Here is a 26551-nt window from a genome sequence, read left to right on the forward strand (position 1 = left end):
GTCGTGCGGGCCCTCCTTGAGCCACAAGAGCTCAGGTCGCCGAGCGACCCTCAAGCAAGGCGTACTTACTTGACGATCTTGGTGACCTGGCCGGCGCCCACGGTACGACCACCCTCACGGATGGCGAACTTCAGGCCCTCCTCCATGGCGACGGGCTGGATGAGCTCCACCTTCATCTCGGTGTTGTCACCCGGCATGACCATCTCGGTGCCCTCGGGGAGGGTCACGACGCCGGTCACGTCCGTCGTACGGAAGTAGAACTGCGGGCGGTAGTTGTTGAAGAACGGGGTGTGGCGACCACCCTCGTCCTTGCCGAGGATGTAGGCCTGGGCCTCGAACTCGGTGTGCGGGGTGACCGAACCCGGCTTGATGATGACCTGGCCGCGCTCGACGTCCTCGCGCTTGATGCCACGGAGGAGCAGACCGACGTTCTCACCGGCCTGGCCCTCGTCGAGCAGCTTGCGGAACATCTCGATACCGGTGACCGTGGTGGTGGTCTTCTCGGTCTTGATGCCGATGATGTCGACGGTCTCGTTGACCTTCAGGACACCACGCTCGATACGGCCGGTGACGACCGTACCGCGACCGGTGATCGTGAAGACGTCCTCGATGGGCATGAGGAACGGCTTGTCGACGTCGCGCTCCGGCTGCGGGATGGCGGTGTCGACGGCGTTCATGAGGTCGAGGACCGACTGGGCCCACTTCTCGTCGCCCTCGAGCGCCTTCAGCGCGGAGACCTTGACGACCGGGACGTCGTCACCCGGGAACTCGTACTCGGTGAGGAGCTCACGGACCTCGAGCTCGACGAGCTCCAGGATCTCCTCGTCGTCCACCATGTCGGCCTTGTTCAGGGCGACGACGATGTACGGCACGCCGACCTGGCGGGCCAGGAGCACGTGCTCCTTGGTCTGCGGCATCGGGCCGTCGGTCGCGGCGACCACCAGGATCGCGCCGTCCATCTGGGCGGCACCGGTGATCATGTTCTTGATGTAGTCCGCGTGACCGGGGCAGTCGACGTGGGCGTAGTGACGCTCCTCCGTCTGGTACTCGACGTGCGCGATGGAGATGGTGATACCGCGCTGGCGCTCCTCGGGAGCCTTGTCGATGTTGTCGAACGCGGTGGCCTCGTTCAGGTCCGGGTACGCGTCGTGCAGCACCTTGGTAATGGCGGCCGTGAGGGTCGTCTTACCGTGGTCGATGTGACCGATGGTGCCGATGTTGACGTGCGGCTTAGTCCGCTCGAACTTCGCCTTCGCCACTGGGGTCCTCCTGGGAGTGGTTCTGAACGCCTTGCTTCATCGGCGCCAGGTGATCTTTGCTGGAATGCCCGGCCCCTCGGGGCATTCCCACGCGTTCCTCGCGGTTCGCGCCGGAATGCCCCTGGAGGCACGGAGTCAAGCCTAAAGCGTGTGACTCGGTGGAGTTACTCGCCCTTGGCCTTCGCGATGATCTCCTCGGCGACGTTCCGCGGAACCTCGGCGTAGGAGTCGAACTGCATCGAGTAGCTCGCGCGACCCGACGTCTTGCTGCGGAGGTCGCCGACGTAGCCGAACATCTCCGACAGCGGAACCAGGCCCTTGACGACGCGGGCGCCGGCACGCTCCTCCATGGCCTGGATCTGGCCACGGCGGGAGTTGATGTCGCCGATGACCTCGCCCATGTAGTCCTCGGGCGTGGTGACCTCGACGGCCATCATCGGCTCGAGCAGCACGGGGCTGGCCTTGCGCGCGGCCTCCTTGAAGGCCTGCGAACCGGCGATCTTGAAGGCGAGCTCGGAGGAGTCCACCTCGTGGTAGGCGCCGTCGAGCAGGGTGACGCGCACGCCGGTCATCTCGTAACCGGCGAGGATGCCGAACTGCATGGCCTCCTGCGCACCGGCGTCGACCGAGGGGATGTACTCCTTCGGAACGCGGCCACCGGTGACCTTGTTCACGAACTCGTACGACGCCTCGCCGCCCTCGATGGGCTCGATCGCGATCTGCACCTTGGCGAACTGACCGGTACCACCGGTCTGCTTCTTGTGGGTGTAGTCCACGCGCTCGACGGCCTTGCGGATCGTCTCGCGGTACGCGACCTGCGGCTTGCCGACGTTGGCCTCGACCTTGAACTCACGGCGCATGCGGTCGACCAGCACCTCGAGGTGCAGCTCGCCCATACCGCCGATGATGGTCTGGCCGGTCTCCTCGTCCGAGTGAACCTGGAAGGAGGGGTCCTCCTCCGCGAGACGCTGGATGGCGACACCCAGCTTCTCCTGGTCGCCCTTGGACTTGGGCTCGATGGCGACCTGGATCACCGGCGCCGGGAAGTCCATGGACTCCAGGATCACCGGGGCCTTGTCGTCCGACAGCGTCTCGCCGGTCGTGGTCTGCTTGAGACCCATGACGGCGATGATGTCGCCGGCGCCCACCGAGTCGATCTCCTCACGCTTGTTCGCGTGCATGCGGTAGATCTTGCCGATGCGCTCCTTCTTGCCCTTGACGGAGTTCAGCACCGAAGAGCCGGACTCCAGGCGGCCCGAGTACACCCGGACGAAGGTGAGCTTGCCCAGGTGCGGGTCGCTCATGATCTTGAACGCGAGGGCGGCCAGCGGCTCGTCGTCGGACGGCTTGCGCTTGACGACGGTCTCGGCGTCCTTCGGGTCCGTGCCCTCGATCGCCTCGATGTCGACCGGCGACGGCAGGTAGCGCACGACGGCGTCGAGCAGGGGCTGAACGCCCTTGTTCTTGAACGCGGTGCCGCAGAACACGGGGGTGACGGTGGTGCCGCCGCCCTTGCCGGACGCGATGGTGATGCGACGGATGGCCGCGTACAGCTGCTCCTCGGTGGGCTCGTTGCCCTCGAGGTACAGCTCCATCAGCTCCTCGTCGTTCTCGGCGACGGCCTCGACCAGCTTGCCGCGGTACTCCTCGGCCTGGTCCTGGAGGTCGGCCGGGATGTCGACGATGTCGTACATCTCGCCCTTGGTGGCCTCGGGCGAGTAGACCAGGGCCTTCATGCGGACCAGGTCGACGACACCGACGAAGTCGGCCTCGGCGCCGATGGGCAGCTGCATCACGATCGGCTGGGCGCCCAGGCGGTTGACGATCATGTCAACGCAGCGGAAGAAGTCCGCGCCGGTACGGTCCAGCTTGTTCACGAAGCAGATGCGCGGAACGCCGTAACGGTCGGCCTGACGCCACACCGTCTCGGACTGGGGCTCCACGCCGGCGACGCCGTCGAACACCGTCACGGCACCGTCGAGCACGCGCAGGGAGCGCTCCACCTCGACGGTGAAGTCGACGTGACCCGGGGTGTCGATGATGTTGATGGTGTGGTCGACGTCTTCCAGCGACCAGTGACAGGTGGTGGCAGCAGAGGTGATCGTGATGCCACGCTCCTGCTCCTGCTCCATCCAGTCCATGGTGGCTGCGCCGTCGTGGACCTCACCGATCTTGTAGCTGACGCCGGTGTAGAACAGGATCCGCTCGGTGGTGGTCGTCTTGCCCGCGTCGATGTGGGCCATGATCCCGATGTTGCGGACCTTGGCCAGGTCAAGCGAAGTGGTAGCCATAAGGCTTCAGTCTTCTCTCGGTCTCGATGGGGTCTGCGACTACCAGCGGTAGTGCGCGAAGGCCTTGTTGGACTCGGCCATCTTGTGCGTGTCCTCGCGCTTCTTGACGGCCGCACCGAGGCCGTTCGAGGCGTCGAGAAGCTCGTTGAGCAGACGCTCGGTCATCGTCTTCTCGCGACGGGCGCGGGAGTAACCGACCAGCCAGCGCAGGGCCAGCGTGTTGGCGCGGCCGGGCTTGACCTCGACCGGCACCTGGTAGGTGGCGCCACCGACACGGCGGGACTTGACCTCGAGGGTCGGCTTGATGTTCTCGAGAGCGCGCTTCAGCGTGATGACCGGGTCGTTGCCGGTCTTCTCGCGCAGGCCCTCCATGGCGCCGTAGACGATGCGCTCGGCGGTGGAGCGCTTGCCGTTCAGCAGCACCTTGTTGATCAGGGAGGTCACCAGAGGAGAACCGTAGACCGGGTCGATGATGACCGGGCGCTTCGGGGCGGGGCCCTTACGAGGCATTCTTACTTCTCCTTCTTGGCGCCGTAGCGGCTGCGGGCCTGCTTGCGGTTCTTGACACCCTGGGTGTCGAGGGAGCCGCGGATGATCTTGTAGCGAACACCCGGCAGGTCCTTCACACGGCCGCCGCGCACGAGCACGATGGAGTGCTCCTGCAGGTTGTGTCCCTCACCCGGAATGTAAGCGGTGACCTCGATCCCGCTGGTCAGACGCACACGCGCGACCTTACGCAGGGCCGAGTTCGGCTTCTTCGGGGTGGTCGTGAACACGCGCGTGCAGACGCCGCGACGCTGAGGGGAACCCTCGAGTGCGGGCGTCTTGTTCTTCTCGACCTTGTCCTGCCGGCCCTTCCGGACCAGCTGCTGGATCGTAGGCACTACTTCTCCGGTTTCTGTGTGCCGAATGGTGAAGCTAACCTGGAACGTCACCGACCCACGCGGTCGGGTGTGTCGAATCCCGCGGACCTTCGCCGCCAGGCGAAAACTGCGCAGATCACGGTGGCCGATGCGGACTCCCCTTGCGGTGGAAAGGCACGCGAGGGGGCCAGGGCACACCCCAGGCACAAGGTCTGAGCGTACCTACCGCATACGCCGTGGTCAAAACAAATGCCCCGGGGCCACGCCCGGCCCGGCCGCCCCGCCCCCGGAGCCGCCCCGCCACCCGGTCACCGCCCCCGTCCCCCACGGCCTCCCCGCCTCCCGTCCGGCCCGTACCGGGCCCCGCCCGGCCCTCCGGCCCGCTCCCTCCCCCGTCCCGGCGCGCGACCGGGCCGCAGGCCCTCCGCGCGCTCCCGGACGCCCCCGGACGCCCCCGCGGACGGCGGAACGGACCCACGCGCCACCCCCGCGTGTGGAGGGGGAACGCACGAATGGCGCGTCGTGCATCTGTTGACAGGCACGGCAAGGGGAATGAGTCGCGCAGGACACGAGCGAAGGGAAACCACCATGGCTTCACCCCTGACCGCCGACGCCCTCGTCAGAGCCCTCCGCGACGAGGGCGTGAAGGTGGTCGAGCACCCCGGCTGGCGCACCAACAACCGCAACCACAAGGGAGCCTGGGGCCCGGTGCACGGCGTGATGATCCACCACACGGTGACCAGCGGCACCGACGCCACCGTGCGCCTGTGCTTCGAGGGCCGGTCGGACCTCCCCGGCCCCCTCTGCCACGGCGTCATCGCCAAGGACGGCACCGTGCACCTGGTCGGCAACGGCCGCGCCAACCACGCCGGGCTGGGCGACGACGACGTGCTGCGCGCGGTGATCGCCGAGTCCGCGGGACTGCCGGCGCCCGACGAGAACAACACCGACGGCAACGCCCGCTTCTACGGATTCGAGTGCGTCAACCTGGGCGACGGCAAGGACCCCTGGCCGGCCGCGCAGCTGGAGGCCATCGAGGCGGCCGCGGCGGCGCTCTGCCGGGCCCACCGCTGGAGCGCGCGCTCGGTGATCGGCCACAAGGAATGGACCAACAGCAAGATCGACCCCCGCGGCTTCTCCATGGCCGGCATGCGGGACCGCATCGCCTCCCGCCTCGGCGCCGCCCCGACGCCTCCCCCGCAGCCCGTGGTGGACCTCTCCCGGCTGGTGGCGGCGGCCCGCACCGACCCGGCCGCGCCGGGCACGCCCGTCACCTACGCCGGCGTGAGGACGGTGGAGCGGGCCCTGGTGGCGGAGGGGCTGCTGGCCGCCCGGTACGCGGACGGCCACTACGGCACGCAGACCACGGCCGCCTACGCCGCCTGGCAGCGCCGCTGCGGCTACGCGGGCGCCGACGCGGACGGCATCCCGGGCATGACCACGCTGCGCCGTCTGGGCGCGAAGCACGGCTTCACCGTGCAGCCGTGACGGGCCCCGCCGCGCACCGGTGACGCGCGGCCCCCACGCGGCGACAGCGCACGGTTCCACCGTGCGGGAGTAGCGCGCGGGCTCCGGCCCGCTGTCGTGGCCACCTCCCACCGCCACGCCCCACCACCGCCCGGCGCCTCCGTCACCGCGACGCGCCGACCACGGCCACCACCCAGAAGAGGCTCCACCCCGCCACCCAGAGCCAGCCGAGGATCACCCCGGCCAGCGCGCAGCCGTCGCCCTCCTGACCCGTGTGCCGGATCTCGCCGCGCGCCAGATGGCCGAGGACGACCGCCGGAACGCTGGTGAGGCCGCCGCTGACCATGGTGAGGATGCCGAGCACCAGCGCCGCGACCGCCTTGCCGTTGGTGGTCGCGCGGTACGCCGCCGGCGGGAGCACCGGAGCCGGCGCGTAGCCGGGCGGCGCGGGCACCACGGGGACGGGGCCGTGCGGGAGGTCGGCGACCAGGGCCGCCAGCTCCCCCTGCGTGCGCGCGGCGTACACCCGCGCGACCCGCTGCTCGAGCTCGGTCCCGACCAGCCGCCCCTCGGCGAACCCGGCCCGGAGTATGTCGACCGCGCGCTCACGGTCGGCCGTCGACGCCAGCATCGGGCCGCCACCCCCGTACGGCGACCAGGGCTGCATGTGCATGACGCCACCACCCCTCTCTCCTGGTGGTGAGAACGCCCGCGGCCGCCCGCCCGGTTCCCGAAGATCCCGATATCCCCCGTTCGGGCCGGTCCGCCCCGGACACGCCGAAGGGCGGCCACCCCCGTGGGGGTGGCCGCCCTCAGCTCACGCGGACTTCGCGCCTACTGGTTGTACGGACCGTAGTCGTAGTCCTCCAGCGGCACCGCCTGGCCGGAGCCGGCGCCGAACGGCGAGTAGTCCATGTCGTCGTAGCCCACCGCCGAGTACATGGCGGCCTTGGCCTCCTCGGTCGGCTCGACCCGGATGTTGCGGTAGCGGGACAGACCCGTACCGGCCGGGATGAGCTTACCGATGATGACGTTCTCCTTGAGGCCGATCAGGGAGTCGGACTTGGCGTTGATCGCCGCGTCCGTCAGGACCCTGGTCGTCTCCTGGAAGGACGCCGCCGACAGCCACGACTCGGTCGCCAGCGAGGCCTTGGTGATACCCATCAGCTGCGGACGGCCGGAGGCCGGGTGGCCGCCTTCCTGGACCACACGACGGTTCTCGGTCTCGAACTTCGAGCGCTCCACGAGCTCGCCCGGCAGCAGCTCCGCGTCGCCGGACTCGATGATCGTCACGCGGCGCAGCATCTGCCGGATGATGATCTCGATGTGCTTGTCGTGGATCGACACGCCCTGCGAGTTGTAGACCTTCTGGACCTCGCCGACCAGGTGGACCTGGACGGCCCGCTGGCCGAGGATGCGCAGCACGTCGTGCGGGTTGGTGGCACCCATGGTCAGCTGCTGGCCGACCTGGACGTGGTCGCCCTCGGACACCAGGACCTTGGCGCGCTTGGAGATGGGGTAGGCCATCTCGTCGCTGCCGTCGTCCGGCGTGACGACGATCTTCTTGGTCTTCTCGGTCTCCTCGATCCGCACGCGGCCGGCGGCCTCGGAGATCGGGGCGACACCCTTCGGGGTACGGGCCTCGAAGAGCTCGACGACACGCGGCAGACCCTGGGTGATGTCGTCACCGGCCACACCACCGGTGTGGAAGGTACGCATCGTCAGCTGGGTACCGGGCTCACCGATGGACTGGGCGGCGATGATGCCGACCGCCTCACCGATGTCGACCAGCTTGCCGGTGGCCAGCGAGCGGCCGTAGCACATGGCGCAGGTGCCGACGGCGGATTCGCAGGTCAGGACCGAGCGGGTCTTGACCTCCTCCACGCCGGCCTTGACCAGCTGGTCGATGAGCACGTCGCCGAGGTCGACGCCCGCCGGGGCGAGCACCTTGCCGTCGACCACGATGTCCTCGGCGAGGCAGCGTGCGTAGACCGAGGTCTCCACGTTGCCGACCTTGGCGAAGACGCCCGCCTCGTCGCGCTCGGCGATCTTCAGCTTGAGGCCGCGCTCGGTGCCGCAGTCCTCCTCGCGGATGATCACGTCCTGCGAGACGTCGACCAGACGACGGGTGAGGTAACCCGAGTCGGCGGTACGCAGGGCGGTGTCCGCCAGACCCTTACGGGCGCCGTGGGTGGAGATGAAGTACTCCAGCACGGACAGGCCCTCGCGGAAGGACGCCTTGATGGGACGCGGGATCGTCTCGTTCTTGGCGTTGGACACCAGGCCACGCATACCGGCGATCTGACGCATCTGCATCATGTTGCCTCGGGCGCCCGAGTTCACCATCATCGCGACCGGGTTGACCTTCGGGAAGTTCTCGTTCATGGCCTCGGCGACCTTGTTGGTCGCCTCGGTCCAGATCCCGATGAGCTCGTTGGTGCGCTCTTCCTTGGTGATCAGACCGCGCTCGTACTGCTTCTGGACCTTCTCGTCCTTGGCCTCGTACGAAGCGACGATCTCCTTCTTCGCGTCGGGGACGACGACGTCGGAGATGGCCACGGTGACACCGGAACGGGTCGCCCAGTAGAAGCCGGACGACTTCAGGTTGTCGAGCGTCGCCGCCACGATCACCTTGGGGTAGCGCTCGGCGAGGTCGTTGACGATCTCGGAGAGCTGCTTCTTGCCCACCTCGTCGTCGACGAACGGGTAGTCCTCGGGCAGCAGCTCGTTGAAGAGCGCGCGGCCCAGCGTGGTGCGCAGGCGGAACGGGTCCCCCTGCTGCCACTCGGCGCCGCCCTCGGTCTCCTCGCCGGCCGGCGGGGTCCAGCCGCGGGGCGGCATGGTGCCGACCGGGAAGCGGATGTCCACCTCGGCCTGGAGCGAGAGCTCACCGGCGTCGAAGGCCATGATCGCCTCGGCGACGGACGCGAACGAACGGCCCTCGCCCTTGGGGTTGCGGCCCTCGGCGTCGGTGGTGAGGAAGAACAGACCGAGGACCATGTCCTGGGTCGGCATCGTCACCGGACGGCCGTCGGCCGGCTTGAGGATGTTGTTCGAGGAGAGCATCAGGATGCGCGCCTCGGCCTGCGCCTCCGCGGAGAGCGGCAGGTGGACGGCCATCTGGTCACCGTCGAAGTCCGCGTTGAACGCGGTGCAGACGAGCGGGTGGATCTGGATGGCCTTGCCCTCGACCAGCTGCGGCTCGAAGGCCTGGATGCCCAGGCGGTGCAGGGTGGGCGCACGGTTCAGCAGAACCGGGTGCTCCGCGATGACCTCTTCCAGCACGTCGTACACGACCGTGCGGCCGCGCTCGACCATGCGCTTGGCGCTCTTGATGTTCTGCGCGTGGTTCAGGTCGACCAGGCGCTTCATCACGAACGGCTTGAAGAGCTCCAGCGCCATCGCCTTCGGCAGACCGCACTGGTGCAGCTTGAGCTGCGGACCGACGACGATCACGGAACGCGCGGAGTAGTCCACGCGCTTGCCGAGCAGGTTCTGGCGGAAGCGGCCCTGCTTGCCCTTGAGCATGTCGCTCAGGGACTTCAGCGGACGGTTGCCCGGACCGGTGACCGGCCGGCCACGACGGCCGTTGTCGAACAGCGCGTCCACGGCCTCCTGGAGCATGCGCTTCTCGTTGTTCACGATGATCTCGGGCGCGCCGAGGTCGAGAAGCCGCTTCAGGCGGTTGTTGCGGTTGATGACGCGGCGGTACAGGTCGTTCAGGTCGGAGGTCGCGAAGCGGCCACCGTCCAGCTGCACCATCGGACGCAGGTCCGGCGGGATGACCGGCACGCAGTCGAGCACCATGCCCTTGGGGCTGTTGCTGGTCTGCAGGAACGCGGAGACGACCTTCAGGCGCTTGAGCGCACGGGTCTTCTTCTGGCCCTTGCCGGTGCGGATGATCTCGCGGAGCTTCTCGGCCTCCTCCTCGAGGTCGAAGGACTCCAGCCGCTTCTGCAGCGCGGCGGCGCCCATCGAGCCGTCGAAGTACGTGCCGAAGCGGTCACGCAGCTCGCGGTAGAGCATCTCGTCGCCCTCGAGGTCCTGGACCTTGAGGTTCTTGAAGCGGTTCCACACCTCGTCGAGGCGGTCGATCTCGCGCTGGGCGCGGTCGCGGAGCTGCTTCATCTCGCGCTCGGCGCCGTCGCGCACCTTGCGGCGCACGTCGGCCTTGGCGCCCTCGGCCTCGAGCTCGGCGAGGTCGTTCTCGAGCTTCTTGGCGCGGGCCTCGAGGTCCGCGTCGCGGCGGTTCTCGATCTGCTGGCGCTCGACGGAGACGTGGGCCTCCAGCGAGGGCAGGTCGCGCTGACGACGCTCCTCGTCCACGTACGTGATCATGTACGCGGCGAAGTAGATGACCTTCTCGAGGTCCTTCGGGGCGAGGTCGAGCAGGTAGCCCAGCCGCGACGGAACGCCCTTGAAGTACCAGATGTGGGTGACGGGGGCGGCGAGCTCGATGTGGCCCATCCGCTCGCGGCGCACCTTGGCGCGGGTCACCTCGACGCCGCAGCGCTCACAGATGATGCCCTTGAAGCGGACGCGCTTGTACTTGCCGCAGTAGCACTCCCAGTCCCGGGTGGGACCGAAGATCTTCTCGCAGAAGAGCCCGTCCTTTTCCGGCTTGAGCGTGCGGTAGTTGATCGTCTCGGGCTTCTTGACCTCGCCGTGGCTCCACTGACGGATGTCGTCAGCGGTGGCCAGGCCGATCCGGAGCTCGTCGAAGAAGTTGACGTCGAGCACTATGCGTCAATCCCTCTCAGGGTTGTAAGTCTGTGGTCTGAAACGGGGGTCGCGGGATCGGTGGGGGCCGGCCTCACGGGCAGGCCCCCACCGGACTCCCGTCAGACCTCTTCGACGCTGCTCGGCTCGCGCCTGGACAGGTCGATGCCGAGCTCCTCCGCAGCGCGGAAGACGTCCTCGTCGGTGTCACGCATCTCGATGGACATGCCGTCGCTGGACAGCACCTCCACGTTGAGGCACAGGGACTGCATCTCCTTGATGAGCACCTTGAAGGACTCGGGGATGCCGGGCTCAGGGATGTTCTCGCCCTTGACGATGGCCTCGTAGACCTTCACGCGGCCGGTCACGTCGTCGGACTTGATGGTCAGCAGCTCCTGGAGGGCGTACGCGGCGCCGTAGGCCTCGAGGGCCCACACCTCCATCTCGCCGAAGCGCTGGCCACCGAACTGGGCCTTACCACCCAGCGGCTGCTGGGTGATCATCGAGTACGGGCCGGTCGAGCGGGCGTGCAGCTTGTCGTCGACCAGGTGGTGCAGCTTGAGGATGTACATGTACCCGACGGAGATCGGGTCCGGGAACGGCTCGCCGGAGCGGCCGTCGAACAGCCTCGCCTTGCCGGACGGCAGGACCATGCGGTTGCCGTCGCGGTTCGGGATGGTGTGCTGCAGCAGGCCGGCGAGCTCGTCCTCACGCGCACCGTCGAAGACCGGGGTGGCGACGTTGGTGCCGGGCTCGACCTTGTCGGCGCCGATCGCCTGGAGGCGGCGGGCCCACTCGTCGGCCAGGCCGGAGACGTCCCAGCCGCGGCTGGCGAGCCAGCCGAGGTGGATCTCCAGCACCTGTCCCGGGTTCATTCGGGACGGCACACCCAGCGGGTTGAGGATGATGTCGACCGGGGTGCCGTCCTCCAGGAACGGCATGTCCTCGATCGGCAGGATCTTCGAGATGACGCCCTTGTTGCCGTGACGGCCGGCGAGCTTGTCACCGTCGGTGATCTTGCGCTTCTGCGCCACGTAGACGCGGACCAGCTGGTTCACGCCCGGGGGCAGCTCGTCGCCCTCCTCGCGGTCGAAGACGCGCACGCCGATGACCTTGCCGGTCTCGCCGTGCGGCACCTTCAGCGAGGTGTCGCGGACCTCGCGGGCCTTCTCACCGAAGATCGCGCGCAGCAGGCGCTCCTCCGGCGTCAGCTCGGTCTCACCCTTGGGCGTGACCTTGCCGACCAGGATGTCGCCGGCGATGACCTCGGCGCCGATGCGGATGATGCCGCGCTCGTCGAGGTCGGCCAGGACCTCCTCGGAGACGTTCGGGATGTCCCGGGTGATCTCCTCGGGGCCGAGCTTGGTGTCACGGGCGTCGACCTCGTGCTCCTCGATGTGGATCGAGGAGAGGACGTCGTCCTGCACGAGGCGCTGCGACAGGATGATCGCGTCCTCGTAGTTGTGACCCTCCCACGGCATGAACGCCACGAGCAGGTTCTTGCCGAGGGCCATCTCGCCGTTCTCGGTGGCCGGGCCGTCGGCGAGGACCTGGCCGGTGATGACCCGGTCGCCCTCGTTGACGATGACCTTCTGGTTGACCGAGGTGCCCTGGTTGGAGCGGGAGAACTTGGCCAGGCGGTACGTGATGTACGTGCCGTCGTCGTTGGCCGTGGTGATGTAGTCCGCGGAGACCTCCTGGACCACACCGTCCTTCTCGGCCTTGACCACGTCGCCGGCGTCCACGGCGGAGCGGTACTCCATGCCGGTGCCGACGAGCGGGGCCTCGGACTTGATCAGCGGCACGGCCTGGCGCATCATGTTCGCGCCCATGAGGGCACGGTTGGCGTCGTCGTGCTCGAGGAACGGGATCATGGCGGTCGCGACCGACACCATCTGGCGCGGCGAGACGTCCATGTAGTCCACGTCGTCGGGGCCGACGTAGTCGACCTCGCCGCCCTTGCGGCGGACCAGCACGCGGGCCTCGGCGAAGCGGAGCTCGTCCGTCAGCGGCGCGTTGGCCTGCGCGATGACGAAGCGGTCCTCCTCGTCGGCGGTCAGGTAGTCGACGTCGTCGGTGACCTGGCCGTCGACGACCTTGCGGTACGGGGTCTCGACGAAGCCGAACGCGTTGACCCGGCCGTAGGAGGCGAGCGAGCCGATCAGACCGATGTTCGGGCCTTCGGGCGTCTCGATCGGGCACATGCGGCCGTAGTGCGACGGGTGCACGTCACGGACCTCGAAGCCGGCCCGCTCACGGGAGAGACCACCCGGACCCAGCGCCGACAGACGGCGCTTGTGGGTGAGACCCGACAGCGGGTTGTTCTGGTCCATGAACTGGGACAGCTGGCTGGTGCCGAAGAACTCCTTGATGGAGGCGACGACCGGCCGGATGTTGATCAGGGTCTGCGGCGTGATCGCCTCGACGTCCTGGGTGGTCATGCGCTCGCGCACGACGCGCTCCATGCGGGCGAGACCCGTACGGACCTGGTTCTGGATGAGCTCGCCGACGTTGCGGAGGCGGCGGTTGCCGAAGTGGTCGATGTCATCGGTCTCGACGACGATCGAGGCGCCCGAGTCACCGACCGTCTCGGTCTCACCGGCGTGCAGCTTCACCAGGTACTTGATCGTCGAGATGATGTCCTCGACGGTCAGGATCCCGGCGTCCAGCGGGGCGTCGGCGCCCAGCTTCTTGTTGACCTTGTAGCGGCCGACCTTGGCCAGGTCGTAGCGCTTGGGGTTGAAGTAGAGGTTCTCGAGCAGCGTCTGCGCGGCCTCGCGCGTGGGCGGCTCGCCCGGGCGAAGCTTGCGGTAGATGTCCAGCAGCGCGTCGTCCTGACCCTGGGTGTGGTCCTTCTCCAGGGTGGCGCGGATGGACTCGTACTCGCCGAACTCCTCGAGGATCTGCTCGGTGGTCCAGCCGAGCGCCTTGAGCAGGACGGTGACCGACTGCTTGCGCTTGCGGTCGATGCGGACGCCGACCATGTCGCGCTTGTCGATCTCCATCTCCAGCCAGGCACCCCGGGACGGGATGATCTTGGCGGAGAAGATGTCCTTGTCGGACGTCTTGTCGATCGACGAGTCGAAGTAGACGCCGGGGGAACGGACCAGCTGCGAGACCACGACACGCTCGGTGCCGTTGATCACGAAGGTGCCCTTGTTGGTCATGAGCGGGAAGTCGCCCATGAAGACCGTCTGGGACTTGATCTCGCCGGTCTCGTTGTTGGTGAACTCGGCGGTGACGAAGAGCGGGGCCGCGTACGTGAAGTCGCGCTCCTTGCACTCGTCGATGGAGTTCTTCGGAGGCTCGAAACGGTGGTCGCGGAAGGTCAGCGACATCGACCCGGAGAAGTCCTCGATCGGGGAGATCTCCTCGAAGATCTCCTCCAGACCGGACTTGGTGGGGACGTCCTGACCTGACTCCAGAGCCGCCTCGACGCGAGCCTTCCACGCGTCGTTGCCGAGCAGCCAGTCGAAGCTCTCGGTTTGCAGCGCCAGAAGGTTCGGAACCTCGAGGGGCTCCTTGATCTTTGCAAAGGAGATGCGCAGCGGGGCGGTGCTGGCACCGTTGTTCGTATTCGCGGTCGAGGCAGTGCGCGAGGCGGCCAAGAGGGGGTCCTTCCGAGGGCTCGGACTCACTACGCGCGTACCGGCCCCCGCAGAGGGAGGAAGAATGGACAACGTCCCAGGTCGGGACGGTCCGGCCTTCCTGGCTCGAGCGGGGCAGACCCCTGGTGACGGGCAGGGGGCAGCTAACAGGCAGCGCAAAGGGTCAGTGTAGCCACATGGCCCACTGATGTCCAGTGCGGGTATGCGTGAACCCCACGAATGCCGCTGTCCCTCGCTGTTCTCAACACCTTGTCTCGACACCGTCTCGACGACGCCTCGGGCGGGGACGATATCCCCCTGCCGTCAACGCACGGTGATACTGCCCTCTTCGCCGCCGATCCATGCCTCGGATACGGATCGTGTCGCGGCGCGAACTGAGAATCGCGCGCCGCGTGCGGTTCGTCAAGGGCTCCCCGCCGTCCGGCTGTTCCCCGGCGGCGCGCTGCCACGGCCACCGGAAAGGACTGCGTGCGGGGCTCCCCAGGCACGGCGAAGATCACCTTACCCCGAGCCACCGACACCGCAAGGAGCCCGTCGGAGGGCCCGGGAAACGCCGAGGAGCGACCACCCACTTGGGTGATCGCTCCTCGGTGCTTCGGCGTTACAGCCCGCTCACGCGGAGACTGCTACGACCGGTGCGGGATCCCTGCGGACCCGTGAGGTCACTTGACCTCGACGGAGGCGCCGGCGCCCTTGAGGGCCTCGGCGGCCTTGTCCGCGGCCTCCTTGTTGACCTTCTCGAGGACGGGCTTCGGGGTGCCGTCCACCAGGTCCTTGGCCTCCTTCAGGCCGAGGGAGGTCAGCTCGCGCACGACCTTGATGACCTGGATCTTCTTCTCGCCGGCACCGGTGAGGATGACGTCGAACTCGTCCTTCTCCTCCTCGGCCGGGGCAGCGGCACCCGGGGCACCCGGGGCGGCGACGGCGGCGACCGCGGCGGCGGCGGTGACGTCGAACTTCTCCTCGAAGGCCTTCACGAACTCGGAGAGCTCGATGAGGGTCATCTCCTCGAACTGGGCAAGCAGGTCTTCCTGGCTGAGCTTCGCCATGATGGCGGTCCTTCCACTCAATCGGCAGGTGGTGCCGGATGTACTGGGTGAGGCGGGCGTACGTTGGGCCCGCTGTTGATCTCCGCCGCGGCGCCCTTGCGGACTAGGCGGCGAGGATCAGAAAGCGAGCCGAATTACTCGGCACCGCCCTGCTCGTCCTGCTTGGCACGAAGCGCGTCCACGGTGCGGACGAACTTCGACGGGAGCGCCTGGAAGAGCGAAGCAGCCTGGGACTGCTTGCCCTTGAACGCACCGGCCAGCTTGGACAGCAGAACCTCGCGGGACTCGAGGTCCGCAAGCTTCTTGATCTCGTCGGCGGACAGCGCCTTGCCGTCAAGGACACCGCCCTTGATGACGAGATTCGGGTTCTCCTTGGCGAAGTCACGGAGACCCTTCGCCGACTCCACCGGGTCACCGGTGACGAAGGCGACCGCCGTCGGACCGTTGAACAGGTCGTCGAGCGAGGAGATCCCGGCCTCGTTGGCCGCAATCTTGGTCAGCGTGTTCTTCACCACGGCGTACTGGGCGTTCTCACCGAGCGAACGGCGCAGCTGCTTGAGCTGGGCCACGGTGAGACCGCGGTACTCGGTCAGCACGGCGGCGTTGGAGCTGCGGAACGCGTCCACGAGCTCGGCAACCGCGGCAGCCTTGTCGGGCCTCGCCATAGAGCCTCGGCCTCCTTCCGGGTGATTCGGACCGCGCGGACCCGAAGGAGGACTGGGAAAAACGAAACGCCCCATGCGCAGGCGCACGGGGCTCAGCTCGACCGTCGCGGCGTGCGCCGCTCCGGGAACTCATCCACAGTCACCTACGCGGGTCGTCCGCACTTCAGCGGATCCTTCGGCCACCGCACCCTCATGCGAGCGCACGGCAACGACCAGCGGTCTTTGGCTTCCTCGGAAGCGTACGCGAGTGCCCCGCCCCGGAGCAAATCCACCCCGGACGTCCCCGCCGGCACGGCCCTGCGGGCAGCCGCGCCGCGGCGCGGCGCGGCGGCCGTGCGGCCCCCGTCCGCGGGCAATCGTGCCGCCGGGACGGCGGGCAACCCGAGCACCGTCCCGCTCCGTCTGCGGGCAGTCGTGCCGCTGGGGCGATGGGGGTCTCCCCTGCTCGAGCGAAGTCGAGAGCTTGGGGGAGGGTGGGCGCAGGCCTCACGTACGCACGTGACGGTCCGCTCCGCGGAGCCTGAGCCCCTGGGAAGGGGGCGGGTCGGGGGATGAACGGTGTGCTGTCCGCCCGGGCCGTCCTGCGCCCGCCCGGGCCGCCCCCTGGGCGGCCCGGCCGCCCGCAGGACGGTGGGGCGGGGCAGGACACGGCGCCTGAGGGGTGGAGGTGAAGCAGGGGACCGCCGGCTCGTTGGCGGGAGGACGGCGGGGCGGAACGGCGGTGGCCCCGCCTCCCGGGAGGGGAAGCGGGGCCACCGGAGAAACCGACTGGCGGTGAGCGTCAGGCTCAGACCGCGGCCGGGTCCTCCTCGACGAGCAGGTTCCGCGTACGGTTCGGGTCCAGCGGGATGCCGGGGCCCATCGTCGTGGAGATCGCGGCCTTCTTGATGTAGCGGCCCTTCGCGGCGGACGGCTTCAGACGCAGGATCTCCTCCAGCGCCGCGCCGTAGTTCTCCACCAGCTTGGTGTCGTCGAAGGACGTCTTGCCGATGATGAAGTGCAGGTTCGAGTGCTTGTCGACCCGGAACTCGATCTTGCCGCCCTTGATCTCGGTGACGGCCTTCGCGGTGTCCATGGTGACGGTGCCGGTCTTCGGGTTCGGCATCAGACCACGCGGACCGAGCACGCGGCCGAGACGGCCGACCTTGCCCATGAGGTCCGGGGTGGCGACGACGGCGTCGAAGTCCAGGCGGCCCTTGGCCACCTCGTCGATGAGCTCGTCGGAGCCGACGATGTCGGCGCCCGCGGCACGCGCGGCCTCGGCACGGTCGCCGGTCGCGAAGACCAGGACCCGGGCGGTCTTACCGGTGCCGTGCGGAAGGTTCACGGTGCCACGGACCATCTGGTCGGCCTTGCGCGGGTCGACACCCAGACGGAAGGCGACCTCGACGGTGCCGTCGAACTTGGTCGTGGAGGTCTCCTTGGCGAGACGGACGGCCTCGAGCGGGGCGTAGAGCTTCTCCCGGTCGACCTTGGCGTCCGCAGCGCGGAGAGACTTGCTGCGCTTGCTCACTTCTGCTCCTGAGTACTGAGAGGAGTCGTGGTCCGGGCCGAGCAGGCCCTTCCACGTCAATGACTACGGGGGTGGATCAGCCTTCGACGGTGATGCCCATGGAACGGGCGGTGCCGGCGATGATCTTCGCGGCGGCGTCGATGTCGTTGGCGTTGAGGTCGGGCATCTTGGTCGTGGCGATCTCGCGGACCTGCGCCTCGGTGATCTTGGCGACCTTGGTCTTGTGCGGCTCGCCGGAGCCCTTCTCCACACCCGCGGCCTTGAGGATCATCTTCGCGGCCGGCGGAGTCTTGGTCACGAAGGTGAAGGAGCGGTCCTCGTAGACCGTGATCTCCACCGGGATGACCCAGCCACGCTGCGACTCGGTCGCGGCGTTGTAGGCCTTGCAGAACTCCATGATGTTGACGCCGTGCTGGCCCAGCGCGGGGCCGACCGGCGGAGCCGGGTTGGCGGCGCCGGCATTGATCTGGAGCTTGATGAGCCCCGTGACCTTCTTCTTCTTGGGAGGCATGTGCTCTCTCTCCGGGTCTTAGTGAGAGGTTCGAGCCGACCATCCGAATCAGCCGGATGGAGGCATACCGCACCACGATAACGGGTATCCATGTGCGGCTGAAAACCGAGCAGGTCAGACGGCCACCGAAGTGTGCCGTCCGACCTGTTTCGGAAGACTCTGGGTCAGTTCTTCTGGATCTGGTCGAAGGACAGCTCGACCGGGGTCTCGCGGCCGAAGATCTCGACCAGGCCCTTGACCTTCTTCGAGTCGGCGTTGATCTCGTTGATCGTCGCCTGGAGGGTGGCGAAGGGGCCGTCGGTGACGGTGACCGAGTCGCCCACCTCGAAGTCCAGGACCTGCACCTCGACCTTGCGCTGCGGGGCCGGCTTGCCCTCGGCCTCGGCGGCCTCGCGGGCGGCCTTGGCCTCGGCCTCCGGGGCGAGCATCTTCACGATCTCGTCCAGCGACAGCGGGTACGGGTCGTAGGCGTTGCCCACGAAGCCGGTGACGCCGGGGGTGTTGCGGACGACGCCCCAGGACTCGTTCGTCAGATCCATGCGGACGAGGACGTAGCCGGGCAGCTTGTTCTGCTTGACCGTCTTGCGCTCGCCGTTCTTGATCTGGACGATCTCTTCCTCGGGGACCTCGGCCTGGTAGATGAACTCCTCGACGTTCAGCGAGACGGCGCGCTGCTCGAGGTTGGCCTTCACGCGCTTCTCGTAGCCGGCGTACGTGTGGATGACGTACCAGTCGCCGGGCAGCGTGCGCAGTTCCTCACGGAGGGCGGCGACGGGGTCCACGGCCTCGCCGGCCTCCTCCTCGACCTCGGCCTCGGCGGGCTCCTCCGACTCCTCGTCGGCGCCCTCGGGCGCCTCCTCGGCGTCGGCGTCGGCGTCGGCAGCCTCGACCTCGGCGGAGGTCTCGGTGTCCTCGGTGTCCGCGCCCTCGACGATCTGGAGCTCGTCCTCGACGGCCTCGACCGACTCGCTGGCGTCGTTCAGGTTCGGGTCAGACACGGTGGCTGCTTCTTCCTGGGTACATGGGGGTTGATGCCGTTCCGTCGGCGCCGCCTGCCGGGGCGCTCCCCGCCGGCCTCGCGTGGGCAAGATCGACGGTCCGACGGAACACTGGGGTTCAGCCTAGCGGACGATTCGTCCCTGTCAGGTGTTCATGAACACCGGGGCAGGACGCGAACAAGGGCGCCGTTTTCACGACGCCCTGTCTGTGGTGCGATGTCAGGAGCGGGCGGGTCAGCCGAAGACCAGGTTCGCGACCTCGTCCAGGCCGAAGTCGATCAGCGTGACGAGACCGATCATGATCACCACGAAGATGATGACGACCGTGGTGTAGGTGGTGAGCTGACTGCGGGTGGGCCAGACGACCTTGCGGAGCTCGGCGACGATCTGGCGGTAGAAGAGCGCGAGGCGCTTCAGCGGGCCCTTCTTGGCGCGCTTGCCGCCCTTGCGCGGCTTCTTCTCTTCGTCCTGGGCGTCAGGCATGTCGATGGAGCCCACGGCGTCCGTCACTCGTCCTCACCTGAATCCCGGGTCATGCCGTGCACGAGCCCGGTATGAGCCGCACGGCGGTGCATAGCAGTACTGACATGCGCACACAACCTGGCTAGGTGTGTGTAGCAGGGCCGGAGGGACTTGAACCCCCAACCGCTGGTTTTGGAGACCAGTGCTCTACCAATTGAGCTACGACCCTTTGTGGTGTCCACCAACCTACCGCATGGGATCGGGTGCCTCGCAAGCTCCCGACCAGCACGGTCCGTCGGCGTCCAACGAGGTGAGAGTGTACGTGCTCTTGGGCCCCGCGTCGAACAGAAAATTCCGCGACCTTCGCCGGCCCGGCGGAGGCGTCCGGTCCACGGCCCGGATACGGACGCCTGTGCACCCCTTGTTCACTCCGCGAACCGGGATGCCGGTGAAGTTTCCTTTCTGAAACCATGGCGTCCATGAGCGCAGCTACCTCTCCGACCGAGCGCCGGGTGTCCGCCCGCATCGGCGCGATCTCCGAGTCCGCGACCCTCGCCGTCGACGCCAAGGCCAAGGCCCTCAAGGCCGCCGGGCGCCCGGTGATCGGCTTCGGCGCCGGCGAGCCGGACTTCCCGACGCCGGACTACATCGTCGAGGCCGCGATCGAAGCCTGCAAGAACCCGAAGTTCCACCGCTACACCCCGGCCGGCGGCCTGCCCGAGCTGAAGGCCGCGATCGCCGCCAAGACGCTGCGCGACTCCGGCTACGAGGTCGACCCCTCGCAGGTGCTGGTGACCAACGGCGGCAAGCAGGCCATCTACGAGGCCTTCGCCGCGATCCTGGACCCGGGCGACGAGGTCATCGTCCCGGCCCCGTACTGGACCACCTACCCGGAGTCGATCCGGCTGGCCGGCGGCGTGCCGGTCGAGGTCGTCGCGGACGAGACCACCGGCTACCGGGTCTCGGTGGAGCAGTTGGAGGCGGCGCGCACCGAGCGCACCAAGGTCGTCCTGTTCGTCTCCCCGTCGAACCCGACCGGCGCGGTCTACAGTCGTGAGGACGCCGAGGCGATCGGCCGCTGGGCCGTCGAGCACGGCCTGTGGGTGCTGACCGACGAGATCTACGAGCACCTGGTCTACGGCGACGCCGTCTTCACCTCGCTCCCGGCCCTGCTGCCGGAGCTGCGCGACAAGTGCGTCGTGGTCAACGGCGTCGCCAAGACGTACGCGATGACCGGCTGGCGGGTGGGCTGGATCATCGGCCCCAAGGACGTCGTCAAGGCCGCGACCAACCTGCAGTCGCACGCCACCTCCAACGTCTCCAACGTGGCCCAGGCCGCCGCGCTGGCCGCCGTCTCCGGCGACCTGGCCGCCGTGGAGGAGATGCGCGAGGCCTTCGACCGCCGCCGCCGGACCATCGTGCGGATGCTGAACGAGATCGACGGCGTGGTCTGCCCGGAGCCGGAGGGCGCGTTCTACGCGTACCCGTCGGTGAAGGCGCTGATCGGCAAGGAGATCCGCGGCAGGCGGCCGCGGAACTCGGTCGAGCTGGCCGCGCTGATCCTGGAGGAGGTGGAGGTCGCCGTCGTCCCGGGCGAGGCCTTCGGCACCCCGGGTTACCTGCGGCTCTCCTACGCGCTGGGCGACGAGGACCTCGTCGAGGGCGTCAGCCGGATCCAGAAGCTGCTGGCGGAGGCCCGCGACTGAGTCCGGGCACCCGTGACGGGGCAGTGCGTGACCACACGCGCTGCCCCGTTTTTTCGTTCGGGCAACGTCTCGAAAGGGGAACGGGGTAGGAGTGACGCATGCGAGTACGGCAGGATCGGGCAATGGAGCGCGTACGTGATCTCACCAAGCTGCCGAAGGCTCATCTGCACCTGCACTTCACCGGTTCGATGCGCCCCCAGACCCTGCTCGAACTGGCCGACAAGCACGGCGTCCGCCTGCCGGAGGCGCTGACCGGGGCGGAGCCCCCGGAGCTGCGCGCCACCGACGAGCGGGGCTGGTTCCGCTTCCAGCGGCTCTACGACGCCGCCCGGAACTGCCTGCGCGACGAGGAGGACATCCGCCGGCTGGTCCGCGAGGCCGCCGAGGAGGACGTCCGGGACGGCTCGGGGTGGCTGGAGATCCAGGTGGACCCGACCTCCTACGCCTCGCGGCTGGGCGGCCTGATCCCCACCATGGAGGTCATCCTCGACGCGGTGGACTCGGCCGCCCGGGAGACGGGCCTGGGGATGCGGGTCCTGGTGGCGGCGAACCGGATGAAGCACCCCCTGGACGCGCGGACGCTGGCCCGGCTGGCGGTCCGGTACGCGGACCGGGGCGTCGTCGGCTTCGGGCTCTCCAACGACGAGCGGCGCGGCATGGCCCGTGACTTCGACCGGGCCTTCGCGATCGCGCGGGAGGGCGGCCTGCTCGCGGCCCCGCACGGCGGCGAGCTGACCGGCCCGGCGTCGGTGCGGGACTGCCTCGACGACCTGGAGGCCACCCGGATCGGCCACGGCGTGCGCGCCGCGGAGGACGCGCGGCTGCTGCGGCGGCTCGCGGACCGGCAGATCACCTGCGAGGTCTGCCCCTCGTCCAACGTGGCGCTGGGCGTCTACGACAAGCCGGAGGAGGTCCCGCTGCGCACCATGTTCGAGGCGGGGGTCCCGCTGGCGCTGGGGGCGGACGACCCGCTGCTGTTCGGCTCCCGGCTGGCCGCGCAGTACGAGATCGCGCGGGAGCACCACGGGTTCGACGACGCGGAGCTGGCCGAACTGGCCCGCCAGTCGGTCCGCGGCTCGGCCGCGCCGCCCGAGGTGCGCTCCCGCCTGCTGGCCGGCATCGACACCTGGCTGACCACCCCGGCGTGACGCCGCCGCCCCGGCGGCGGGTCAGAGACCGACGCCCACCATCACCGGCTCGTTGACCAGGGTGATGCCGAATGCCGCGCGCACCCCGTCCACGACCTCGCGGGCCAGGGTGAGGAGGTCCTCGGTGGTGGCGGAGCCGCGGTTGGTGAGCGCGAGGGTGTGCTTGGTGGAGATGCGGGCCGGCCCGGTGCCGTAGCCCTTGGTGAAGCCGGCCTTGTCGATGAGCCACGCGGCGGAGGTCTTGGTGCGGCCCTCCCCCGCCGGGTACGCGGGGGGCGTCACGTCGTCGCCGAGGCGTTCGCGCACCCGCTCGCGGAAGGCGGCGAAGGCGTCGTCGGTGAGGATCGGGTTGGTGAAGAAGGATCCGGCGGACCAGGTGTCGTGGTCCTCGGCGTCCAGCACCATCCCCTTGCCGGACCGCAGCTTGAGCACCGTCTCCCGGGCCTGCTCCAGCGGCACCCGGTCCCCTGCCCCGACGCCCAGGGCCCGCGCCGTCTCGGGGTACTTCACGGGGGCGGACATGCCCCCGGCGTCCTCCAGCTCGAAGCGGACGCGCAGCACGACGTAGCGGTCCGGCTCGGCCTTGAAGCGGCTGTGCCGGTAGGCGAACGCGCACTCCTCGTTCGTGAGGGCGACCGTACCGCCCGCCGCGCGGTCGTAGGCGATCACCTCGGTGATGGTGGAGGAGACCTCCTGCCCGTACGCGCCGACGTTCTGGATGGGCGTGGCGCCCGCCGAGCCGGGGATGCCCGACAGGCACTCGATGCCCGCCAGACCGGCCTCCACGGTGCGCGCGACGGCCTCGGACCACACCTCGCCGGCGGCCAGCTCCAGCCGGGTGCCGTCGAGGGAGAAGCCACTGGTGGCGATGTGCAGGGCGGTGCCCTCGAAGCCCTTGTCGCCGATGACCAGGTTGGACCCGCCGCCGATGACCAGCAGCGGCGTGCCGGTGGCGTCGGCCCGGCGGACGGCCTCCACCACCTCGGCGTCGGTGGTCGCGGTGATCAGCCGTCGGGCCGGTCCCCCGAGACGGAAGGTGGTCAGCGGGGCGAGCGGGGCGTCATGTCGTTCCAGCACGCCGCCAAGCCTACGCGGCACGCCGGGCGGCGCGCGGTGGCGCCGCCGCCCGGTGTGCGGCACCGCTCAGGCGAGGCGGACCACCGCGCGGGACATGCCGAGGACCTTCTGCCCGGCGTGCGTGGCGGTGAGGTCGACGCGGACCTGGTTGTCGTCGAGCTTGGCCGCGACCTTCCCGCTGACCTCGACGGTGGCGCCCTCGTCGTCGTTGGGGACGACGACCGGCTTGGTGAAGCGGACGCCGTACTCGACGACCGCGCCCGGGTCGCCGGCCCAGTCGGTCACCACGCGGGCCGCCTCGGCCATGGTGAGCATGCCGTGCGCGATGACGTCCGGCAGCCCGACCTCCTTGGCGAACTTCTCGTTCCAGTGGATCGGGTTGAAGTCGCCGGACGCGCCGGCGTACTCGACGAGCGTGGCGCGGGTCAGGCGGAAGACCTGCGCGGGGAGCTCGGTGCCGACCTCCACGTCGGCGTACGCGACCTTGGACGTCATCCTCGTCATCCCTCCTCGGCGGCGCGGGCCACCAGCTTGGTCCAGGCGGTCACCACGAGCTCGCCCGTCTCGTCGTGGACGTCGCCCCGGATGTCCAGGATGTCGTTGCCGGCCAGCGACTTCACGGCGTCGATGGTGGTGGTCACGGTGAGCCGGTCACCGGCGCGCACGGGGCGGCGGTAGGCGAACTTCTGGTCGCCGTGGACCACGCGGCTGTAGTCGAGGCCCAGCTCCGGGTCGTGGATCACGCGGTGGGCGGCCTTGAAGGAAATGGCGAAGACGAAGGTCGGCGGGGCGATCACGTCGGGATGGCCGAGCGCCTTGGCGGCCTCCGGGTCCGTGTACGCGGGGTTGGGGTCGCCGATGGACGCCGCGAACTCGCGGATCTTCTCCCGGCCGACCTCGTAGGGGTCGGTGGGCGGGTAGCTCCGCCCGACGAACGACTGGTCCAGCGCCATGGGCGCACCTCCTGCTGCCTGTGCTTGCTGCGGTAACCCTAGAACGACACGGAGGGCCGAGGCGGTGAAACGGAAAGGCCGCCGGACGCGGGCACCGTGGAACGACGAAAGGCCGCCCCCTGACGGGGACGGCCTCGCGTACGAGCCTGGTTATCGCGTCTCGCGGTGCGCGGTGTGCGCGTTGCAACGCGGGCAGTGCTTCTTCATCTCCAGGCGATCCGGGTTGTTACGCCGGTTCTTCTTGGTGATGTAGTTCCGCTCCTTGCACTCCACGCAGGCCAGCGTGATCTTCGGGCGGACGTCGGTGGCAGCCACGTGAAGTGCTCCTTGACGAACGGATGGGACGAACTAAGACAGACAAATAGTAGCCGACTGAAGGACCGACCCCGCAATCGGCTACTAAGAGTAGCGGTGACCGGACTTGAACCGGTGACACAGCGATTATGAGCCGCTTGCTCTACCGACTGAGCTACACCGCTGCGGATCGATCGGTTCCCGTCCTGAGACGGGAACCTCTCTCACCAGAGCCCCAATACGGAATCGAACCGTAGACCTTCTCCTTACCATGGAGACGCTCTACCGACTGAGCTATTGGGGCGAGCGAGGAAGACATTACACGGTCGCCCGCCGATCCCCCAAATCCGTTTCCCGGCGTCCTGCGCCGGGATGTCCCGAAGAGGCCCCGGCCGCCCGGGGCGGCGCCCCGGGCGGCCCTTCCCGCCCCGCCCCGCCCTTCCGTCGCAGGCCCCGCCCTTCCGCCGCAGGCCCCGCCACGGACGGCACCACGCCGGTACGACTATTGCGCTCCTCCCCGGGGTCGGCGGGTCGCCGCCCTACGCTCGGTCGCACGAAGTGATCGTTTCCTCTCCGAGGCCGCCGCCGGCGCCCTCCCGCAGCAGCACCCGGATCCGGACCCCCAGGAACGCGATGTCCGACAGCCAGCCGCCTCCCCAGCAGCCCAACCCGTCGCCCTCCTCCACGCCCGGTCCCGCCGAGCCGGTGGCACTGCTGCTCTGCGGTGCGCGCCTGGCCGACGGCCGCGTGGTGGACGTGCGGCTGGGCGGCGGGCGGATCGAGGCCGTCGGGACGGCCGGCAGCCTGGCCGGCGGGCCCATCCCGGCCCCCGCCCCCGCGTCGCCGGTCACCGCACCGGTGGACGCCGCCCCGGCACCGGCCCGCGTGAACCTGGAGGGCTACCTCCTCCTCCCCGCCCCCGTCGAGCCCCACGCGCACACCGACACCGCCCTGACCGCCGAGGCGGACGGCCCGGTCCCGGCCGACCCGCAGGACGTCCAGCGCCGCGCCACCGAGGCGGTGCTCGCCCAGCTCGGGCACGGCGCCACCGCGATCCGCTCCCACGTCCGCGTCGGCGACGTCCAAGGGCTGGGCGCCCTGGAGGCCGTGCTGCGGGTGCGCGGGGTGGTGCGCGACCTCGTCGACCTGACGCCGGTGGCGATGCCCCGGCTGCTCACCGGGGTCGCCGGGGCGGACGGGCTGGCCGTGCTGCGTGACGCGGTCGGCATGGGCGCCACCGCCGTCGGCGGCTGCCCGGACACCGACCCGGATCCCGCCGGATACGTCCAAGCCGTGCTGGAACTCGCCGCCGCCCACGGGTGCGCCGTCGACCTGCACACCGACGGCACCGACCCCGCCCGGCTGTGCCGCCTGGCCTCCGTGGCGGGCGGGATGCGCGGCGGGGTGACGGTCGGTCCGCTGGGCGGACTGGGGCTGCTGCCGACCGAGGTGGCCTCGCGCTGCGCGGACCGGCTGGCAGCGGCCGGGGTCGGCGTGGTCTGCCTGCCCCAGGGCGGCTGCGCCGGGGCGGACCGCCGCGGCACGGCGCCGGTCCGGCTGCTGCGCGCCGCCGGGGTGCGGGTCGCGGCCGGCAGCGGCGCCCTGCGCGACCTGTCCAACCCGGTGGGCCGGGGGGACCCGCTGGAGGCCGCCTACCTGCTGGCCTCCCAGGACGCCCTGCCGGCCGAGGACGCCTACGACACGGTGTGCGGGACCGCCCGCGCGGTCCTCGGGCTCCCGCCGGTACGGGTGGAGGCCGGGTTCCCGGCCGACCTGATCGCGGTCCGCGGGGACCGGCTGGCGGGGGCGCTCTCGCTGGCGTACAGCCGGCTCGTGATCCACGCCGGCCGGGTCGTCTCGAGGACCAGCGCGGTGCGCGAGTACTGCGACCTCGGCCACGCGGGCACGGCGCTGGAACTCCCGCGCCAGGGACGGCATCCCTGACGCGTCGCGGGGCGTCGTGCGGGC

At 69.3% G+C, this 26551-nt stretch carries 21 protein-coding genes and 3 tRNA genes; 4 read left to right on the top strand and 20 right to left on the bottom strand.

The annotated features are described in order from the left end of the window. Positions 1–65 precede the first annotated feature (65 nt). The 4 genes from tuf to rpsL all read right to left on the bottom strand — a co-directional run bounded on the left by tuf (position 66) and on the right by rpsL (position 4434). Complete coding sequence (gene tuf, locus A2U95_RS08345; protein WP_166021546.1) at positions 66–1259, bottom strand: elongation factor Tu; 1194 nt, start codon at positions 1257–1259, stop codon at positions 66–68. Positions 1260–1423: 164 nt separating this feature from the next. Then, complete coding sequence (gene fusA / locus A2U95_RS08350; protein ID WP_166021547.1) at positions 1424–3550, bottom strand: elongation factor G; 2127 nt, start codon at positions 3548–3550, stop codon at positions 1424–1426. A 39-nt stretch (positions 3551–3589) separates the two neighbouring features. Continuing rightward, a complete protein-coding gene (rpsG, locus tag A2U95_RS08355) occupies positions 3590–4060 on the bottom strand; it encodes a 30S ribosomal protein S7 (protein WP_003998848.1) in 471 nt (156 codons plus the stop codon). A 2-nt stretch (positions 4061–4062) separates the two neighbouring features. Continuing rightward, positions 4063–4434 (bottom strand): 30S ribosomal protein S12, encoded by a 372-nt coding sequence (rpsL, locus tag A2U95_RS08360; protein ID WP_003948652.1) that lies wholly within the window; start codon positions 4432–4434, stop codon positions 4063–4065. Between the two features lie 567 nt (positions 4435–5001). Between rpsL and A2U95_RS08365 the strand changes: the two genes are divergently transcribed. Next, complete coding sequence (locus A2U95_RS08365) at positions 5002–5901, top strand: N-acetylmuramoyl-L-alanine amidase (protein ID WP_166021548.1); 900 nt, start codon at positions 5002–5004, stop codon at positions 5899–5901. A 142-nt stretch (positions 5902–6043) separates the two neighbouring features. Here the strand turns inward: A2U95_RS08365 and A2U95_RS08370 are convergent, their stop codons facing one another. The 10 genes from A2U95_RS08370 to A2U95_RS08415 all read right to left on the bottom strand — a co-directional run bounded on the left by A2U95_RS08370 (position 6044) and on the right by A2U95_RS08415 (position 19634). Continuing rightward, a complete protein-coding gene (locus tag A2U95_RS08370; RefSeq protein ID WP_420856979.1) occupies positions 6044–6553 on the bottom strand; it encodes a DUF1707 and DUF4190 domain-containing protein in 510 nt (169 codons plus the stop codon). A gap of 161 nt (positions 6554–6714) precedes the next feature. Continuing rightward, on the bottom strand, positions 6715–10620 hold the full coding sequence (locus A2U95_RS08375; RefSeq protein WP_166021549.1) for a DNA-directed RNA polymerase subunit beta': 3906 nt from the start codon (positions 10618–10620) through the stop codon (positions 6715–6717). Between the two features lie 101 nt (positions 10621–10721). Further along, on the bottom strand, positions 10722–14207 hold the full coding sequence (rpoB, locus tag A2U95_RS08380) for a DNA-directed RNA polymerase subunit beta (RefSeq protein ID WP_166021550.1): 3486 nt from the start codon (positions 14205–14207) through the stop codon (positions 10722–10724). 662 nt (positions 14208–14869) lie between these two features. After that, positions 14870–15256 (bottom strand): 50S ribosomal protein L7/L12, encoded by a 387-nt coding sequence (gene rplL / locus A2U95_RS08385; protein ID WP_166021551.1) that lies wholly within the window; start codon positions 15254–15256, stop codon positions 14870–14872. A gap of 134 nt (positions 15257–15390) precedes the next feature. After that, positions 15391–15921, bottom strand: a complete 531-nt coding sequence (rplJ, locus tag A2U95_RS08390) for a 50S ribosomal protein L10 (protein ID WP_166021552.1) — start codon at positions 15919–15921, stop codon at positions 15391–15393. A gap of 787 nt (positions 15922–16708) precedes the next feature. Further along, complete coding sequence (gene rplA, locus A2U95_RS08395) at positions 16709–17434, bottom strand: 50S ribosomal protein L1 (protein ID WP_166021553.1); 726 nt, start codon at positions 17432–17434, stop codon at positions 16709–16711. A 76-nt stretch (positions 17435–17510) separates the two neighbouring features. Next, positions 17511–17945, bottom strand: coding sequence for a 50S ribosomal protein L11 (gene rplK, locus A2U95_RS08400; protein ID WP_166021554.1), 435 nt, complete (start codon positions 17943–17945; stop codon positions 17511–17513). A gap of 164 nt (positions 17946–18109) precedes the next feature. Beyond that, a complete protein-coding gene (gene nusG, locus A2U95_RS08405) occupies positions 18110–18943 on the bottom strand; it encodes a transcription termination/antitermination protein NusG (RefSeq protein WP_166021555.1) in 834 nt (277 codons plus the stop codon). 234 nt (positions 18944–19177) lie between these two features. After that, positions 19178–19453, bottom strand: a complete 276-nt coding sequence (gene secE / locus A2U95_RS08410; RefSeq protein WP_166021556.1) for a preprotein translocase subunit SecE — start codon at positions 19451–19453, stop codon at positions 19178–19180. A gap of 108 nt (positions 19454–19561) precedes the next feature. Continuing rightward, positions 19562–19634, bottom strand: a tRNA-Trp gene (locus tag A2U95_RS08415). Between the two features lie 250 nt (positions 19635–19884). Between A2U95_RS08415 and A2U95_RS08420 the strand changes: the two genes are divergently transcribed. After that, the gene (locus A2U95_RS08420) at positions 19885–21111 is read left to right on the top strand and encodes a pyridoxal phosphate-dependent aminotransferase (protein ID WP_166021557.1); all 1227 of its coding nucleotides are present in this window, start codon (positions 19885–19887) and stop codon (positions 21109–21111) included. 122 nt (positions 21112–21233) lie between these two features. Then, positions 21234–22259, top strand: a complete 1026-nt coding sequence (locus A2U95_RS08425; RefSeq protein ID WP_166021558.1) for an adenosine deaminase — start codon at positions 21234–21236, stop codon at positions 22257–22259. 21 nt (positions 22260–22280) lie between these two features. On the opposite strand, the gene A2U95_RS08430 is transcribed toward A2U95_RS08425, so the two are convergent. The 6 genes from A2U95_RS08430 to A2U95_RS08455 form a co-directional block, all read right to left on the bottom strand. Further along, entirely contained in the window at positions 22281–23336 is a 1056-nt protein-coding gene (locus A2U95_RS08430) for a UDP-N-acetylmuramate dehydrogenase (RefSeq protein ID WP_166021559.1), read from the bottom strand. A 66-nt stretch (positions 23337–23402) separates the two neighbouring features. After that, positions 23403–23831 (bottom strand): MaoC family dehydratase, encoded by a 429-nt coding sequence (locus A2U95_RS08435; RefSeq protein WP_166021560.1) that lies wholly within the window; start codon positions 23829–23831, stop codon positions 23403–23405. Between the two features lie 5 nt (positions 23832–23836). Then, complete coding sequence (locus A2U95_RS08440; protein ID WP_166021561.1) at positions 23837–24289, bottom strand: MaoC family dehydratase N-terminal domain-containing protein; 453 nt, start codon at positions 24287–24289, stop codon at positions 23837–23839. Positions 24290–24439: 150 nt separating this feature from the next. Beyond that, positions 24440–24604 carry a 50S ribosomal protein L33 gene (rpmG, locus tag A2U95_RS08445; RefSeq protein ID WP_003948671.1) on the bottom strand — a complete coding sequence of 55 codons (165 nt, stop codon included), beginning with the start codon at positions 24602–24604 and terminating at the stop codon, positions 24440–24442. A gap of 91 nt (positions 24605–24695) precedes the next feature. Beyond that, positions 24696–24768, bottom strand: a tRNA-Met gene (locus tag A2U95_RS08450). A 46-nt stretch (positions 24769–24814) separates the two neighbouring features. Further along, positions 24815–24887, bottom strand: a tRNA-Thr gene (locus A2U95_RS08455). 329 nt (positions 24888–25216) lie between these two features. On the opposite strand from A2U95_RS08455, the gene A2U95_RS08465 reads away from it, so the two are divergent. After that, positions 25217–26527, top strand: a complete 1311-nt coding sequence (locus tag A2U95_RS08465; protein ID WP_166021562.1) for an amidohydrolase family protein — start codon at positions 25217–25219, stop codon at positions 26525–26527. The last annotated feature ends 24 nt before the right edge of the window (positions 26528–26551 follow it).

Source organism: Streptomyces chilikensis (genome assembly GCF_001642695.1).
Classification (GTDB): domain Bacteria; phylum Actinomycetota; class Actinomycetes; order Streptomycetales; family Streptomycetaceae; genus Streptomyces; species Streptomyces chilikensis.